This window comes from Candidatus Viadribacter manganicus (assembly GCF_001679665.1).
Classification (GTDB): domain Bacteria; phylum Pseudomonadota; class Alphaproteobacteria; order Caulobacterales; family Aquidulcibacteraceae; genus Vitreimonas; species Vitreimonas manganica.
Window position 1 is genome coordinate 2,110,542 of sequence record NZ_CP013244.1, and the last position, 15,409, is coordinate 2,125,950.

A 15,409-nucleotide genomic window follows, 5' to 3' on the forward strand; every position below is an offset into this window, starting at 1 on the left:
TTCAGACCTTCCGCGATCACTCTTCACGAACAACTTCCTGCGTTCGCGCAGGCACGAACCTCCGGCCATTCGGGCCGGAGGCAATTCGCGCAACAGAATCCGCTGTTGCGTACCGACAAGGCCTGAGGAAGCACCGGCTTCCGGCCTGGAGTTAGATGTATGTTTGATACCAAATCCGTTTCCATCGATTGGGCCGGGCGCAAGCTCACGCTCGAAACCGGCCGCGTTGCGCGCCAAGCTGACGGCGCCGTGTTCGCCAGCTGGGGTGAAACCGCGCTGCTCGCGACCGTCGTCTACGCGAAGGAAGCAAAGCCGGGACAAGACTTCTTCCCGCTGACCGTGAACTACCAAGAAAAGTACTTCGCCTCGGGCCGCATTCCTGGCGGCTTTTTTAAGCGCGAAGGCCGTCCGACCGAACGCGAAACGTTGTTGTCGCGCCTGATCGACCGTCCGATCCGTCCGCTGTTCGTCGAGGGCTTCAAGAACGAAGTCCAAGTCATCATCACGGTGCTGAGCTGGGATAACGAAAACGAATCCGATCTGCTCGCCATGGTTGCGGCCTCTGCCGCGCTGACGATTTCGGGCGTTCCGTTCATGGGCCCGATCGCCGCCAGCCGCGTCGGCTGGATCGACGGCAAGGCCGTTCTCAACCCGACCATCGAAGCGATGAAGACTTCGGATCTCGATCTCGTCGTCGCTGGCACCGCCAACGCGATCATGATGGTCGAGTCGGAAGTGAAGGAACTCAGTGAAGCGCAGATGCTTGAAGCGCTTTCGCTCGCACACAAGGGCATGCAGCCGGTGATCGATGCAATCATCGATCTTGCCGAACAAGCCGGCAAAGAGCCGTTCGCGTTCGACCCGCCGGATCACTCGGCGCTGCAAAAGAAAATCTTCGACCTCGTCGGCGGCGATCTCGCCTCGGCCTACAAGATCACCAAGAAGGACGAGCGCTACGCCGCCGTCGGCGCGCAACGCGACAAAGCCAAGGCTGCGCTGGTGAAGTCTGATGCGAACCCGGATGGCGTCGACGCCAATGTGTTCAAAGAGGTCTTCAAGGCTGTCGAAAGCGACATCGTCCGCACCCGCATCGTCAAGGAAAAGGGCCGCATCGACGGCCGTCCGGTCGATAAGGTTCGTCCGATTGAATCGATGGTTGGATTCTTGCCGCGTACGCACGGCTCGGCGCTGTTCACCCGCGGTGAAACGCAGTCGATCGTCGTCGCCACGCTCGGCACCGGCGAAGATGAGCAATTCATCGACGCGCTCTCGGGCACGACCAAAGAGCGCTTCATGCTCCATTACAACTTCCCTCCCTACAGCGTCGGTGAAACCGGTCGAATGGGTGGCGCCGGCCGTCGCGAAATCGGCCACGGCAAGTTGGCTTGGCGCGCAATGAAGGCGGTGCTGCCGTCAGCTGAGCAATTCCCGTACACGGTCCGCATTGTGTCGGAGATCACCGAGTCGAACGGCTCGTCGTCGATGGCCACGGTTTGCGGTTCGTCGCTGGCGCTGATGGATGCGGGCGTTCCGATTTCGGCGCCGGTCGCCGGCGTCGCGATGGGTCTCATCCTCGAAGACTACGGCTTCGAAGTTTTGACCGACATCCTGGGTGACGAAGATCACCTCGGCGACATGGACTTCAAAGTCGCCGGCACCGCGAAGGGCATCACCTCGCTGCAGATGGACATCAAGGTTGCGGGCATCACGCAAGAGATCATGCAAGTCGCGCTCGACCGTGCCCATGGCGCGCGCCTGCACATCCTTGGCGAGATGAACAAGGCCATGGACGCCCCGCGCGGCGAAGTGGGCAAGAACGCCCCGCGTATCGAGCAGATCAAAATCCCGACCGACAAGATCCGCGACGTGATCGGCACCGGCGGCAAGGTGATCCGCGAGATCGTGGAAAAGACCGGCGCAAAGGTGAACGTCGAAGACGACGGTACGGTGAAGGTGGCTTCGGCCAACGCCGAGTCGATCGAAGCGGCGATCAAGTGGATCAAGTCGCTGACCTCCGAACCGGAAGTCGGCCAGATCTACGAAGGCAAGGTCGTGAAGGTCATGGAATTTGGCGCCTTCGTGAACTTCTTCGGCGCTAAGGACGGCCTTGTCCACGTTTCCCAATTGGCGCGTGAGCGCGTTGAGAAGCCGGGCGATGTTGTGAAGGAAGGCGACACCGTGAAGGTGAAGCTCCTCGGCTTTGATGATCGCGGCAAGGTTCGCCTCTCGATGAAGGTTGTCGATCAAGCCACAGGCGCTGATCTGACCGCTGAACTTGGCGAGGAAGCGGTCGACGAAGGTCCGCGCCGTGAACGCAGCGACCGCGGTGATCGCGGCCCGCGTCGTGGCGGTGGCGGCCGTGATCGACCGCGTCGCGAGAGCTCGGGCGACTAAGCTCTAGCGTTAACGCAATCGGAAAAGCCCGCTTCGCAAGAGGCGGGCTTTTGTTTTAATAGGGCGATGGGATTGCAATCTTTTACCTCGCTCAAATGGCGCTCGTCGGCCTCTTTCTATGGGTTCCCATGCGCTCCTGCAGATGGACGCAGCGCGCCGCATAGGCTTGTCTCTTTTTTGCCGCTTCCGGTGCTAGGCTCGGCGCCATGTCGGATCTTGTGATCGTCGCCCGCTTTGCGTCGCGCCCAGAGGCGACTGTTGCGCAATCTCTCCTACGCAGTGAAGGCATCGAGACCCTCATGCCGGAGTTCAACGCGCTTCTCGCCGACTACGATCCATCGATGATGGAACACGGCTGGCGCTTGCTCGCGCACAAAGATGATGCGGAAGAGGCGCAAGCTGTCCTTCGCGACGCGCAGATGGAAATTTAAGCTTCCTTTGTCGGCGTCGCGGCCCACGCGGCTAGCAACGCCGGCACGATCACAAGCCAAGCATCGACGCTGGCATTGCCAGTGCGCTGCATCGCGATATCCAGCACATGAATCATAGCGTGCCCGCACATGAACGCAGCCCCCGCGATAGCGGCGGGCCAATAGCGCGGTCGGCACGCCCGCGCGAGCAGTGCGAGATTTGCTACAAGATACGCAACGCCGATGTCGGAAACGAAGTGCGCGTTGAATGGTCCGGTGTGCGCCAGCCCCGGAACGCTGTCGTACCAAAGCGCCGGCGCAGCCAGCATGAACACGCCGTTCGCCGCGCCGCCTAAACCGAGCAGCCCAGCGGCAACGCGTTTTATCGGCTCCAGCTTATTCACCGTCCGGCGATGGCACGCCGACGATGTGGAAGCCGGCGTCGACGTGGATGACTTCACCGGTGGTCGAGCGGCCGAGGTCTGAGCATAGCCAGAGCGCGCAACCGGCAATGCCTTCCATCGACGTGTCTTCTTTCATTACCGACCATTCGCGGCCGGTTTGGATGAGCCCGCGGCCACCTTGGATGCCGGCGATGGCGAGCGTGCGCATCGCGCCCGCGCTGATCGCATTGACCCGAATACCGGCCGGGCCGAGGTCGCGCGCCATGTAGCGCATCGATGCTTCGAGCGCCGCTTTGGCAACGCCCATGACGTTGTAGCTTGGCAGCACGCGTTCGGCGCCGAGATAGGTGAGCGTGATCATCGAGCCGCCGCGCTCCATCATTTTTGAGGCGCGTCTGCCGGCTGCGACGAACGAGAAGGCGGAGATATCCATCGAGCGCAGGAAGTTCTCGCGTGTCGTATTCTCGACGAAGGAGCCCTTGAGTTCGTTTTTGTCGGAGAAGGCGATGGAGTGGACGAGGAAGTCGAGCTTGCCCCACTTTTGCTTCAGCGCGTCAAAGACGGAATCGAGCTGCGCATCGTTGGTCGCGTCGCACTCGAGCATGGTGTCGGCGCCGATGCTTTGGACCAACGGGCGCACGCGCTTTTCGAGTGCGTCGCCTTGGTAAGTGAAGGCGAGTTCCGCGCCCTGGGCTGCGAGCTGTGAAGCAATGCCCCACGCAATCGACTTGTCATTGGCGACGCCCATGATCAGGCCGCGCTTGCCGCGCATCAACTCGCCCTTCGGAAACACCCACTCGTCGGCCATAGCTCAAAGCTCCTCTTTGTCGGGAGCCATAGCCGCTTTGCAGTCAAATCGGAACCCTGAAGGGTTGGCGGCGTTCAGCAGCACGAAGATTTCAGGACGCCCGAATGGCCAAAATCTATGAAACCCGCATCGACCATGACGCATTGGACCTCATCGAGGTCGATCCACCGTCATCGCGGTGGCGCTGGCTCTGGGGCGCGGTGTTCGTCGCGTTCTTGATGATTGGCGCAGTCACCGGCCTGACATTGGCCACAGGTTCGTTCTCTGATGCAGCTGAGGTGGCGCAGAACGGCTTCGCCGCCAACCAAACGGGCGAACTCGCGACGAACTAACCCCTCGTCTCAACGGGATCGCTTAGAGCGCCGGCCTTTAGGGGCTGGCGCTCGCCATTTGTGATGTCAGTTGCGTATCAGGCCGCGATGCGCGTGAACGCCAACGACGCGTTGGTGCCGCCAAATCCGAACGAATTGCTCAGCACGCAGTTCAGCTCACGATCGACGCGCTGACGCAGGATCGGCAGATCTTCGAACGCCGGATCGAGGTCTTCGATGTGCGCGCTCTCGCAGGCAAAACCGTTGTTGAGCATCAGAATCGAATAGATTGCTTCCTGCGCACCGGCCGCGCCAAGCGAGTGGCCGGTCAGAGACTTTGTGCTCGAAATCAGCGGCAACTTCGAACCGAACACCGCGCGCACCGCTTCCATCTCTTTAAGATCACCCACCGGCGTCGAAGTGCCGTGCGGATTGAGATAATCGACGGGGCGATCGACGTATTTCAGCGCCATCTTCATGCAGCGCGCTGCGCCCTCGCCGGAGGGCGCGACCATGTCGTGTCCATCGCTGTTGGCGCCATAGCCCGCGACCTCAGCGTAGATCTTTGCGCCGCGCTTGCGGGCCCGCTGGTATTCTTCCAACACCAGCACGCCAGCGCCGCCGGCGATGACGAAGCCGTCGCGGTTCCTATCGTAGGCGCGCGAGGCCTTCTCCGGCGTGTCGTTATATTTCGAGCTCATCGCGCCCATGGCGTCGAACAGCACGGAGAGTGTCCAGTCGAGCTCTTCGGAGCCCCCGGCGAACATGATGTCCTGACGCCCCGCGGCGATGTGTTCGTAGGAATCGCCGATGCAATGCGCGCTCGTCGCGCAGGCTGAGCTGATCGAATAATTGATGCCGCGGATTTCGAACGGCGTCGCCAATGTGGCGCTTGCCGTCGAACTCATCGCCTTCGGCACCGCGAACGGCCCGACGCGTTTGGCGCCTTTCTCACGCGCCGTGTCGGCAGCGGTAACGATGGCGCGCGCGGACGGGCCGCCCGAGCCCATGATGATGCCGGTGCGCTCGTGCGAGATTTCGTCCTTCTGCAGGCCGCTATCGGTGATCGCCTGTTCCATGGCGATGTAGTTCCAGCCCGAGCCTTCGCCCATGAACCGCATCACGCGTTTATCGACGACGTCTTCCGGATTGAGCTGCGGCTGTCCCGATACTTGCGAACGGAAGCCGCGCTCAGCGTAATCGGGCGCCGCGCGAATGCCGCTCTTGGCTTCGCGCAAACTGGCGAGCACTTCTTGCGTATTGTTTCCGATCGAGGAGACGATCCCCATGCCGGTGACGACGACGCGACGCATAAACTGCTCCCGTTATTTCATCTGGGCTTCGAGCTGTTCTGGTGAGAACAGGCCGACTTTGAGGTCCTTGGCCGTATAGATAGGAACGCCGTCTGCTTTCACGATGCCGTCGGCCACGCCCATGTGCAGCGAGCGGCGAATGACGCGCGTCATATCGATTTCGTAGGTCACGAGCTTGGTCTTCGGCGTGATCTGCCCGCGAAATGCAACTTCGCCCACGCCGAGCGCGCGGCCGCGTCCCGGCGAGCCCGACCAGCACATGAAGAAGCCCACCAGCTGCCACATGGCGTCGAGGCCGAGGCAACCCGGCATGACGGGGTCGCCGCGGAAGTGGCATTCGAAGAACCAACGTTCTGGATTGATGTCGTACTCGGCGATGATGTGGCCCTTGCCGGCCGAGCCGCCATCGATCGAAATCTGCGGGATGCGATCGAACATCAGCATTGGCGGCAGCGGCAGCTGCGCATTGCCGGGACCGAACATCTTGCCCTCGCCGGCGGCGATCAGGTCTTCATAGGAAAGGCTGGAGGGACCTGCGGTGGTCATGCTGCGTCTCTGCCGGAAAAGGGGGAAAATCCCGCCCGGCTTACAGGCCGGGGGAGGCAGGGGCAAGGCAAGGACGATGGCCTGACGCCACGGATCTAGGGTCGGCGGGCGGTTCGGGGGCCCTCGGGCCACCGCATCGCGCTTTGCGTCAGGGTCGCGTTGCTTGATCGAGGCCGGCGCATTCGCCGCCCCAAAGTGAGGCGTTCTGGACCCAGCCGATGCGTCCGCCGACGGCGACCCGCCGCCAATCCCCATCACAGCGCGTCACCGCGCCAATGACCCCGGGCATCAGATAGGCGACGACTTGTCCATTGGCCCGCGCCGTCCGGCGCAACGTCGCTTGTTCGCGCACATAGACGGTGCGCCGTGCTTCCAAATCTTCGCTCCGCATCCAGACTTCATCGCCGTCAGGATCGCGCACGCGTTTCCAGCCTTCGCGCTCGGCCAGCACCATCACCGGCAACCCGGCGCGCTGATAGAGCCACGCGACGCGCTGATCGGCGCCCGGGCCTTGGCGACCTTCGACGCCGTCCATCCGGACGCTCATGAAGTGCGCCGGCTGGTCGGCCGTCGCCGAGCTCAGGGAAAACAGGGCGGTCGCCGCGACGATCGCGGCACAAATCCCACTGCGCATGACCCAACTCTTGATCTGGCCCCTCGCCATTGCCGGCAGGGAAGGCGGAGATCATGCAGAGGCGCCGTGAAAGCGGGCTTAATACTCGGGTTAAACTGGCGCCATTATGCCCTCGCTTGGAGCCCGGCGCGGCGTGGTTTATGGAAGTTAAATGTCGTCGAAGAAGCTCAAGGTCGTCGTAACGCGCCGTCTCCCGGATCCGGTCGAGACGCGCCTCAAAGAATTGTTCGACGCGGAGCTCAACGTCGAAGACAAGCCTTTCACGGCCGAGGAACTCGCCGCGGCGGTGCAGCGCGCCGATGTGCTGGTGCCGACCGTGACCGATCGCATCGATAGCCGCATTCTTTCGCGCGCCGGCGATCAGCTTCGCTTGATCGCCCAATTTGGCGCCGGCGTTGACAACATCGACGTCGCCACCGCCGTTCAACGCGGCATCACCGTCACCAACACCCCGGGTGTGCTCACCGAAGACACCGCCGACATGACGATGGCGCTAATTCTCGCTGTCCCGCGCCGCATCGTCGAAGGCGTGAAGATCATCGAGCAGGATAAGTTCACCGGCTGGTCGCCGACCTGGATGATGGGCCGCCGCATCACAGGCAAGCGTCTCGGGATTATCGGCATGGGCCGCATTGGTCAGGCCGTCGCGCGTCGCGCCAAGGCGTTCGGCTTGCAGATCCACTATCACAACCGCCGCAAGGTGGCGCCGCACATCGAAGCCGAACTCGATGCAACCTATTGGGACAGCCTCGATCAGATGCTGTCGCGCATGGATATTGTCTCGGTGAACTGCCCACACACGCCGGCGACGTATCATTTGCTTTCGTCGCGCCGACTCGCGCTGCTGAAGCCACACGCCTACATCGTCAACACCGCCCGCGGCGAAGTGATCGATGAAGGCTCGCTCGCACGTATGCTCGAAAAGGGCGAACTCGCCGGGGCTGGTCTTGACGTGTTCGAGAACGAACCCGCGATCAATCCGAAGCTCAAGAAGCTCACCAATGTCGTGCTGTTGCCGCATATGGGGTCCGGCACCATCGAAGGTCGCATCGACATGGGCGAGAAGGTCATCATCAACATAAAGACCTTCGCTGACGGCCATAAGCCGCCGGATCGTGTCATCCCAGCGATGCTGTGACGTAACGCAAAACGCTTGCGCTTCCCTGCCCAGCCATCAAGGTGAGCGGCAGGGGATGGCTCATGAAACGTTCGATCCGGGCAGTTGTCGCATCATGCACGATTGCAGCGCTCGCGGCGTGTACGCCGACGCAGCAGGCCTCGCACGATATTGCGGCCAACAGCGAAACGGCTGCGTTAAGCGCTCTCGCCGATCGCATGATCGATCTCGAGATCCGCATCGATCCCTTGCTCGGATACTCCGCCGATGTGGGGAGGGTGGACAATCAGCATTGGGGCGATGTGAGTCCTGCGGCTTTGCGCGCTGCCGAAGCAGACGGCGAAGTTATCCTGCGCGATCTGCGTGCCCTGAGGCTGACAGAGCTCAGCGCATCCGATCGCGCCATCGTCGCCGGGATGCGTGAGCGTCTGGAATCTGGGCTGCAAATGCGCGTGTGCCGCCGTGAATTGTGGTCTGTGAGCCATATGTCAAGCTCATGCCCCGGCAATTGACTGCTTACGACAGCGGCGGCCTGGAAATTCTGGCGTTGCGCGCCGAAGCGCAGGCGGCGCTCGGCGATCGCTTCGACGTGCGTGATTTCCATGACCGCGTCTTGGAGCACGGGTCGGTGCCGTTGACGACGCTGCGTGCAAACGTAACTGAATGGATTGCCGCCGAACGCGATAGGCATTGAGGATCGAATGCGCATCTTTTTGACCACAGTGATGTTCGCCGCCTTACTCACCGCATGCGGGCAGGCTTCCGCGCCGCCAGCGCCGCAACTGCCAGGCGCTGCGGCGAGCGAATTCGTTCTCTCTTGCACCAGTTTCGCGGCGCTGACACCCGACGCATTGGCGCAACGGTTCGGCGCCGAGAATGTTGTCACCCAAACCCTGCCTGGAGCGGAGGGCGAAACTTATGAAGCGACGGTGGTTTTCCCGAACGACGTTACGCGCCGGCTCGTTCTGGTTTGGAACGAGGCACGCACTGCGCCTGCATCAGTCGGCATCGAGAATGCAGGCACGCAATGGCGCGGCGCTGAAGGCTACACAATTGGCACGCCGATCGGTGAGATCGAACGCATCAACGTAATGCCGTTTAAGCTCTGGGGCTTCGGTTGGGATTATGGTGGCTGGGTTTCCGATTGGAGCGCCGGCGTCCTCAGCCAAAACCCGATCTGCAACACGCGCATACGCTTTACGCCGCGTGGCGAGCCGAACACCAACGCGATGGGCGATAGAGAGTTCAGCTCCAATGAGCCTGCGATCCGCGCCGCCGATCCTATCGTCAGCGAGTTTGGCTTGACGATAGGCGCGCCGTCACAGCAATAGGCGCTAGTGCGCTGCAGTGCGCTTCGGCGCGCTGTCCCAATTGTTCGCGGCAAACTGCAACGATGTCTTCGACCGGTTCGGGAAGACATGCCGGTAAAGCATGCAATCCTGCGCGATCACGCGCATCAAGCCTTCGTCGCTCTCAAATTCGCTGCGTGGCAACACTTTGACCGGCGCGTCTGGGGTCTTGTTTCGCCACTGACGCCGGCGGGCGAGCTTGGTGCCGGTGATTTTGGCCAGCGTGGGAAGAGTGTCGTCGAGATCGGCGAGATCGATGACGAGATCGAGCTGATCCACGTGCTGTTTGGCCCAATGGAGCACGTAACGGGGCTCGGGCGGGCTGTAGGGATAGTAATCGTCGGCCAGCGCGCGCGTCATCGCGTTATCGATCAGCGTTTTGAGCTCGGGTTCTTTGCTGAGGCAGAAATCCTCAAAGCTTCGCTGTTTGGCTGCTTCGAAGACGGCGCTGAAGATTGGATTATCCGAATGCTGCTTGGCGCGCGAGAATTTGTACAGCGAGACGAGCCGATCATAAGGTTCGCGCAGCACAGTGAAGCGGAAGGCGTCGGCGCTTGTCTTGGTGAGTGCAGTCCAGCCGAAATGGCCCGAAACAAAGCGGGCACGTCGCGAGCGTTCGAGCGTCTTATCATCGAGCGTTGAGAAATTGACGGAGTCGAATTGTGCGATCTTGCCGGAACGGCCGCCGCCGATATTGGTCTTGAAGTGCTGGAAGACAGTGGTGCCGCCGCATTTGGGAATGTGGAGAAACGCGACACGCTTCGGCGCCTGCCCAATGATGCTCTTCAATTGATAGCGCAGCCGCAGCCACTTCCGTTCCAGCATGAATTCCCTCGCACACGCGACTCGTGAGGGAACTTTCGCGCCAGCTTGCTTTCACCCTCACAGTGCTAACGGTGCACAGAGATATTTCCGTCGCTATGACAGGTGTTTGTCGAAGTATGGCGTGCGCACGATAAATGTGGAGACGCGCATTGCTTCTTCGAAAGTTTGTGTCGTGAGTACGCTTCAAACGCGCGTGGTGAGCCAATTTGAAATGAGCGCCAATGCCGCCTCGCGATCGAGGTCGTTCAAGAGCTCGTGACGACCTTCTGGATAAGCTTCCAAATGTTTGTCTGACGCGGGAATTGCGGCGATGAAACGTTCGCTGCCTTTGGGATCAGTGAGTTCATCGCGTGCGCCGTGCAGGACCAAGACCGGCGTCGTCCAGCGAGCGTAGCGGGTCCATGCCTTATCCGCGACATCCATTGCCGTTGCGCCGACTTTGGATGGAATACTGAGCGCCGTGATCATCGGATCGTTGTCGTAGGCTTCGACTTCAGCAGGAATGCGCGAGATGCGATCCGACGGCCCAGCGGGCAATGGGCGGAAAGAGGGCGCAAGCACAGCCGAAACCTTTGCGATCAATCGCAGGTGCGCCGGAACTTCGATCAGCAGCGCGGGCGCACTCAGCACGACGCCCGCAACACCTTCTGCGTTTTCAGCGACGCTCGCCGCCGCGATCAAGCCGCCGAGCGAATGGCCGAATACGAAGAGCGGTTTTGCCTGTTTGTTCAAAACCCGGCGCGCTACTTGGTGGTCTGCAACGGCGCGGCGGATGTCAGCAACACCGCGCGCGCCTGCTGTGCGGCCGTGGCCTTGCGCGTCGAACGCGTAGACATCAAAGCCCAAAGTATTGAGATGCGGGATGAGGCCGCTGTAGCGGCTCACATAGCGTTCCGCGTATTCCGCAAAACCGTGCATCAGCAAAATAGTGCCGCGTGATTCCGGAACGCGCCACGCATAGCCGCTCACGCCCCGGCCAATGTCCCAGGGTTCAGCTGCTTGCGCCTGCGTCATTGAAAGCTCCCGTGCCGCGATCTATTTCGCCGCGCGGACCGAACATGACCGGTTTGCACAGCGAAGGATAGATCGCGGCAGGACGCGCTCAAAAACTTGCTTGCAAGGTCAGCCGGAAATTGCGCCCCGGCAGCGGCAGCTCGTCTTTCAGGAATGAACTGTGTACGCGGCCAAGCTCATCGGTGAGGTTGCGGCCGTCGAGGCGGAGCGTCCAATTTTCGTTCGCGCGCCACGCAAGACCTGCATTGATGAAGGTGTAGCCGTCGGTTTCGGTTTCGAACGCCGCGAGCTCGTCCTGTTTGGCCGTGTCAACAGCTTCGAGGCGCGCTGTCCAGTGCTCGTTCTCGGCTTCGAGGCCGAGGGTGAGCGAGCGCGGCGGAATGCGCGGCGGGTGACCGCCGCCGACGAACTCCGCGCGAACGAGATCAAGCGCACCGTCCGCTGTGATCGCGAAACCGCCGATTTCGAAGAGTTGCGCCGCCGCAGAAATCTCACCGCCCACGAACGTTGCGTCGCGCTGAACGAAGTTGAATACAGGTAAGGTCGTGTCTGCGCCCGCCGGTGCGCTGGCTTCGTCCGCGACAAAGCCGCTGAGGCCTGTGTCTTCATCTGACCACCAGACATCGCCGCGTTCGACGAGAGCGATGTAGTCCGAGAATTCCATGCCGTAGAAGTTCATCTCGAACCGCACCGGCCCGTGCTGGTAGCGCACCGATGCTTCCAGTGATGTTGCCGTCTCTTGGCTCAGATTGACGTCGCCCAGCTCGTAATTTGCTGTCGCCAGGTGAGGGCCGTCGGAGAATAGCTCAAACGCGGTAGGCGCCCGCTCGACACGTGAGAGCGTCGTTCCTACGAACCAGCCTTCTGCCGGGCGCACGAACATGCCTGCGGATGCACTCACATTGTCGAACTTGCGCGCCCCTGCAGTCAGATTTGAAAGTTCGCGGCGCTCGAAGCGGACGCCGCCTTCCAGGCCCCATGTGCCAAGGTCGTAGCGTTCGACCGCAAACGCGCCTGTGTCCTGGGTGTTGGTTGCGCTGATGAACGCTTCATCGCCTTCGGCGCCGAAATCGACGTCACTGAATTGAATGCCGATTGCCCCGTCCAGCCGGCCGCTCTCGTGGTGCGCTTCGAGCCGTGCTTCCCAGCCTTTGCTGCTGAAGCGCGTTCCGGCCGTGCCATCACCTTCGAATTCGGTGTGCGCGTAGTCCGATTGCTGCACGCCGTAATCCAGCCGATCGAACGGCCCCCAAGCGACGCGGAAGTCGCCGCGCGATTCGGTGCGCGTCTGTTCCATCTCGATGTGGCCACCGGGCTCGGATGGATCTTCCGGCAGCAAGCCGTACTCGTCCTGCGTGTTCTTCACGGCGAGTCCGGCAAAGCCCCAATCGCCAAGCAAGGAACCGCCAACGCCATACGAGCGCACGCTTGTCCATTGGTTCAGCGCTTCGCCGATTGGCGTTTCGTAGGGGTCCGTATCACGCGCCGCAGCGCTTAAGCGCAGCGCGAACGGACCCGCGCCAAAGCCAACGTTCGCAGCGCCCTGGGTTCCGTCATCGACGGTGGAATGGGCCGCTAGTCCCTCAAAGTTCATGCCGTCGATGGCGCGCGTCGGAATGGTTTGATCGATAACGTTCACAACGCCGCCAATCGCGTTGCCGCCGTACGCCAAGGCTGCCGCGCCGCGCAGTACTTCTATGCGCTCGGCATCCAGGCCGTCAGAGGTAACCGCGTGATCGGGGGACGCCGTCGATGCATCGATCGCGCCGATGCCGTTCTGCAGCACGCGAACGCGATCTTCGCCGAGGCCCCGGATGATCGGGCGGCTCGCGCCAGCGCCAAAGAAGGTTGTGGCGATGCCTGGGGTTGAATCGAGCGTGTCGCCAAGGCCGCCATGTAGCTCGGCCACGATATCGTCTCGGCGAAGCACCTCAGCGCCTTGCAGGCTTTCGATGCGCGACCCTTCAAGCGGCGCAGTGACGACGATTTCTTGTTCGTCATCTTCGTCTTGTGCGAAGGCGATGGACGGCGTGATCACGCCTGCAAGCAAAACGAACACAATAGGGAGGTGGGACGGCGAAATGGCGCGCGTGCGCGCATGGGTGCGGGAAAACATGAATGCCTCAGAACACAAATTGGAATGCGCACGCGTCTAGGCGTGCGGACGATCGCTCAAGCGAGCGTGTGTGCGTTCAGAGGAAGGAGGGTGGTGCGCGGCTCTGCCACGAATGGCTGCGTGTGTGCGGCGCTAAAGCCAGCGCGATGTCGCTTGCGGTGTTGGTTTGATATGCGCCGTGAACGATCGCGCTGGTCGTGAGTGTTGCCACGCCGCCAGCGGCCAAAGCCTGGCAGAATACGCACGCAAACCGATGGTGGTTCGAAGCTGTCGCGTGCGGCGCTTGATCGGACCCAGACACGGCGGCGGAAGCAACCGGCGCAACCGGGACGTGGATGTGAGTCTGGATGACGAACGCCTGCAGCAGAACCGCGACGAAGGCGACAAGCGTAAACGCTTGCCGACGCCACGTCGTGGCGCGCCCAAAGTCACGGCGGCTTCTGCCCCTCCATCGCATGCGAGGTGTTATACTGTATCACTCAGGGTTAATGCAAACTCCAAGGAAATCAGAGTTCTCACGTTTCGACGAACAGCCCGCAATAGCCGCCGAGCGCCGCGGCGCCGGTCAGAAGTTCCGCCTGGCCGATCGCTAATCTCACTTTTCCCCCGCCAAGCGGTCGCTTCACCGGATCGGGCCCGAGGTTGAAGAGGCAGACGATCCGTTCGTCCCCAGCGAGGCGCTCGAACGCCAACACCGGCTCAGGCGCATCGAGCGCGATGAACTCGCCTTCGCGTAGCGCCATGTTTGCGCGCCGCAGCGCAATCGCCTCGCGTGTGAACGCCAGCATCGATCCTTCGCGCTGCGCATCGACTGCAAGAGCGCGATGACGTGGATCAAGCGGCAACCACGCGTCATCGGCGTTTGTGAAACCGGCCATGTTGGCATCGCGCGCCCAAGGCATAGGCGTTCGCGCGCCGTCTCGGCCAATCCCCGAAGGCCAAAACGCTATCGCCTCCGGATCGCGCAAACGCTCGAACGAGACGTCGCCGTGCGGCAATCCCAATTCATCGCCCTGATAGATAAACGCCGTGCCGCGCAGTGCGAGCAGCAGCGCCATCATCAGCTTGGTGCGCTGCAGATCGCCATCCGCCAGCCGCGTGGGAAAGCGAATGACGTCATGATTGGAAAGCGACCATGAGGGCCAGCCGCACGCGCCTTCCCATTGCGCCATCGCGTCTTTGATGACGGCCGGCGTCATCGTGCGTTGTCTCAGCAGGAAGAAGGAATAGGCCGTCTGAAGCCTGTCGGGTCCATCTGTGTAATCACGCTGAACTCTGAGTGGCTCTTCGTCTTCGATTTCGCCGACCGCCATTGCGCCGTGCTCATCGAGCAGTGCACGAAAGCGCGCGATGAAATCCAGCGTTTCCGGTTGGGTGCGATCATAAAGGTGGCGCTGGAACTGATGCGGACGCGGCGGCGCGCGTTTCAGCGTCGTGATCGGCGGATTATCCCGCAACTGCCGGTCGTGCGTGAAGAAGTTCACGACATCAAGCCGAAAGCCATCAACGCCGCGTTCGAGCCAAAACCGCGCAATGTCGAGCAGGGCGTCTTGCACCGCCGGATTGTGCACGTTGAGATCTGGCTGTTCCGGCAGGAAGTTGTGCAGATAATATTGCCGCCGCCGCGCGTCCCAGGTCCACGCACAACCGCCGAACATGGCCTGCCAATTGTTCGGCGGCGAGCCATCGGCTTTGGCGTCGGCCCAGACATACCAATCGGCGCGCGGGTTCTCGCGGCTTGCACGGCTTTCCGCAAACCATGCGTGCTGGTCAGAAGAATGCGACCAGACTTGATCAATGATAACCTTCAGTCCGAGCGCGTGGGCCTTGGCGATCATCGCGTCGGCATCCGCCGCTGAACCAAAAAGTGGATCAACACCGCGATAGTCGGCGACGTCGTAGCCGTAATCCTTCATGGGCGATGTAAAGAACGGCGACAGCCAAATAGCGTCGCAACCAAGCGCCGCTATGTGATCGAGCTTTTCGATCACGCCCCTCAAATCACCAATCCCGTCGCCGTTCGAGTCACAAAACGAGCGAGGATAGATTTGATAAACGACAGCGCCGCGCCACCAATCGGTCATGTACAAGGCATGGCCAACGCCGCAGCACAAATCAAGCGCGCAGTCGTGCTCGCCGCCATCCCATGATCCTGGGATCACGCAATC

Annotated in this window: 17 protein-coding genes; 7 read left to right on the forward strand and 10 right to left on the reverse strand. The window is 61.5% G+C overall.

Going from position 1 to position 15,409, the window contains the following annotated elements; genetic code table 11:
• Positions 1-159: 159 nt before the first annotated feature.
• A complete protein-coding gene (pnp, locus tag ATE48_RS10870) occupies positions 160-2,394 on the forward strand; it encodes a polyribonucleotide nucleotidyltransferase (protein WP_066771366.1) in 2,235 nt (744 codons plus the stop codon).
• 206 nt (positions 2,395-2,600) lie between these two features.
• Complete coding sequence (locus ATE48_RS10875; RefSeq protein ID WP_066771368.1) at positions 2,601-2,825, forward strand: putative signal transducing protein; 225 nt, start codon at positions 2,601-2,603, stop codon at positions 2,823-2,825.
• On the opposite strand, the gene ATE48_RS10880 is transcribed toward ATE48_RS10875, so the two are convergent.
• Both ATE48_RS10880 and ATE48_RS10885 read right to left on the reverse strand, forming a co-directional pair.
• Complete coding sequence (locus tag ATE48_RS10880; protein WP_156767730.1) at positions 2,822-3,208, reverse strand: hypothetical protein; 387 nt, start codon at positions 3,206-3,208, stop codon at positions 2,822-2,824. The two genes, ATE48_RS10875 and ATE48_RS10880, sit on opposite strands and share 4 nt — an antisense overlap.
• The gene (locus ATE48_RS10885) at positions 3,201-4,016 is read right to left on the reverse strand and encodes an enoyl-ACP reductase FabI (RefSeq protein WP_066771370.1); all 816 of its coding nucleotides are present in this window, start codon (positions 4,014-4,016) and stop codon (positions 3,201-3,203) included. Before ATE48_RS10885 ends, ATE48_RS10880 begins: the two co-directional genes overlap by 8 nt.
• A gap of 104 nt (positions 4,017-4,120) precedes the next feature.
• Here ATE48_RS10885 and ATE48_RS10890 point away from each other — a divergent pair, with 104 nt between their 5' ends.
• Positions 4,121-4,348 carry a hypothetical protein gene (locus ATE48_RS10890; protein ID WP_066771372.1) on the forward strand — a complete coding sequence of 76 codons (228 nt, stop codon included), beginning with the start codon at positions 4,121-4,123 and terminating at the stop codon, positions 4,346-4,348.
• A 77-nt stretch (positions 4,349-4,425) separates the two neighbouring features.
• Here the strand turns inward: ATE48_RS10890 and fabB are convergent, their stop codons facing one another.
• From fabB to ATE48_RS10905, 3 genes are all read right to left on the reverse strand, one after another.
• Positions 4,426-5,640: a beta-ketoacyl-ACP synthase I gene (gene fabB / locus ATE48_RS10895; protein ID WP_066771374.1), complete on the reverse strand. Its 1,215-nt coding sequence runs from the start codon at positions 5,638-5,640 to the stop codon at positions 4,426-4,428.
• Between the two features lie 12 nt (positions 5,641-5,652).
• A complete protein-coding gene (fabA, locus tag ATE48_RS10900) occupies positions 5,653-6,186 on the reverse strand; it encodes a bifunctional 3-hydroxydecanoyl-ACP dehydratase/trans-2-decenoyl-ACP isomerase (protein ID WP_066771376.1) in 534 nt (177 codons plus the stop codon).
• Positions 6,187-6,334: 148 nt separating this feature from the next.
• Positions 6,335-6,820 carry an SH3 domain-containing protein gene (locus ATE48_RS10905; RefSeq protein WP_066774915.1) on the reverse strand — a complete coding sequence of 162 codons (486 nt, stop codon included), beginning with the start codon at positions 6,818-6,820 and terminating at the stop codon, positions 6,335-6,337.
• 151 nt (positions 6,821-6,971) lie between these two features.
• Here ATE48_RS10905 and ATE48_RS10910 point away from each other — a divergent pair, with 151 nt between their 5' ends.
• The 4 genes from ATE48_RS10910 to ATE48_RS10925 all read left to right on the forward strand — a co-directional run bounded on the left by ATE48_RS10910 (position 6,972) and on the right by ATE48_RS10925 (position 9,268).
• Positions 6,972-7,958 (forward strand): 2-hydroxyacid dehydrogenase, encoded by a 987-nt coding sequence (locus tag ATE48_RS10910; RefSeq protein WP_066771378.1) that lies wholly within the window; start codon positions 6,972-6,974, stop codon positions 7,956-7,958.
• 62 nt (positions 7,959-8,020) lie between these two features.
• Entirely contained in the window at positions 8,021-8,449 is a 429-nt protein-coding gene (locus ATE48_RS10915; RefSeq protein WP_066771388.1) for a hypothetical protein, read from the forward strand.
• Complete coding sequence (locus tag ATE48_RS10920; protein ID WP_066771390.1) at positions 8,434-8,631, forward strand: DUF885 family protein; 198 nt, start codon at positions 8,434-8,436, stop codon at positions 8,629-8,631. Before ATE48_RS10915 ends, ATE48_RS10920 begins: the two co-directional genes overlap by 16 nt.
• A 7-nt stretch (positions 8,632-8,638) precedes the next feature.
• Complete coding sequence (locus ATE48_RS10925; RefSeq protein WP_066771392.1) at positions 8,639-9,268, forward strand: hypothetical protein; 630 nt, start codon at positions 8,639-8,641, stop codon at positions 9,266-9,268.
• A gap of 3 nt (positions 9,269-9,271) precedes the next feature.
• Here ATE48_RS10925 and ATE48_RS10930 read toward each other — a convergent pair whose 3' ends face one another.
• From ATE48_RS10930 to ATE48_RS10950, 5 genes are all read right to left on the reverse strand, one after another.
• Positions 9,272-10,111, reverse strand: coding sequence for a sulfotransferase family 2 domain-containing protein (locus tag ATE48_RS10930; RefSeq protein WP_066771400.1), 840 nt, complete (start codon positions 10,109-10,111; stop codon positions 9,272-9,274).
• A gap of 183 nt (positions 10,112-10,294) precedes the next feature.
• Complete coding sequence (locus ATE48_RS10935; protein WP_066771403.1) at positions 10,295-11,125, reverse strand: alpha/beta hydrolase; 831 nt, start codon at positions 11,123-11,125, stop codon at positions 10,295-10,297.
• Between the two features lie 88 nt (positions 11,126-11,213).
• Complete coding sequence (locus ATE48_RS10940) at positions 11,214-13,241, reverse strand: TonB-dependent receptor (RefSeq protein WP_066771406.1); 2,028 nt, start codon at positions 13,239-13,241, stop codon at positions 11,214-11,216.
• A 76-nt stretch (positions 13,242-13,317) separates the two neighbouring features.
• A complete protein-coding gene (locus ATE48_RS10945) occupies positions 13,318-13,698 on the reverse strand; it encodes a hypothetical protein (RefSeq protein WP_066771410.1) in 381 nt (126 codons plus the stop codon).
• Positions 13,699-13,756: 58 nt separating this feature from the next.
• Positions 13,757-15,403 (reverse strand): alpha-amylase family glycosyl hydrolase, encoded by a 1,647-nt coding sequence (locus ATE48_RS10950; protein ID WP_228126587.1) that lies wholly within the window; start codon positions 15,401-15,403, stop codon positions 13,757-13,759.
• Positions 15,404-15,409 lie beyond the last annotated feature (6 nt).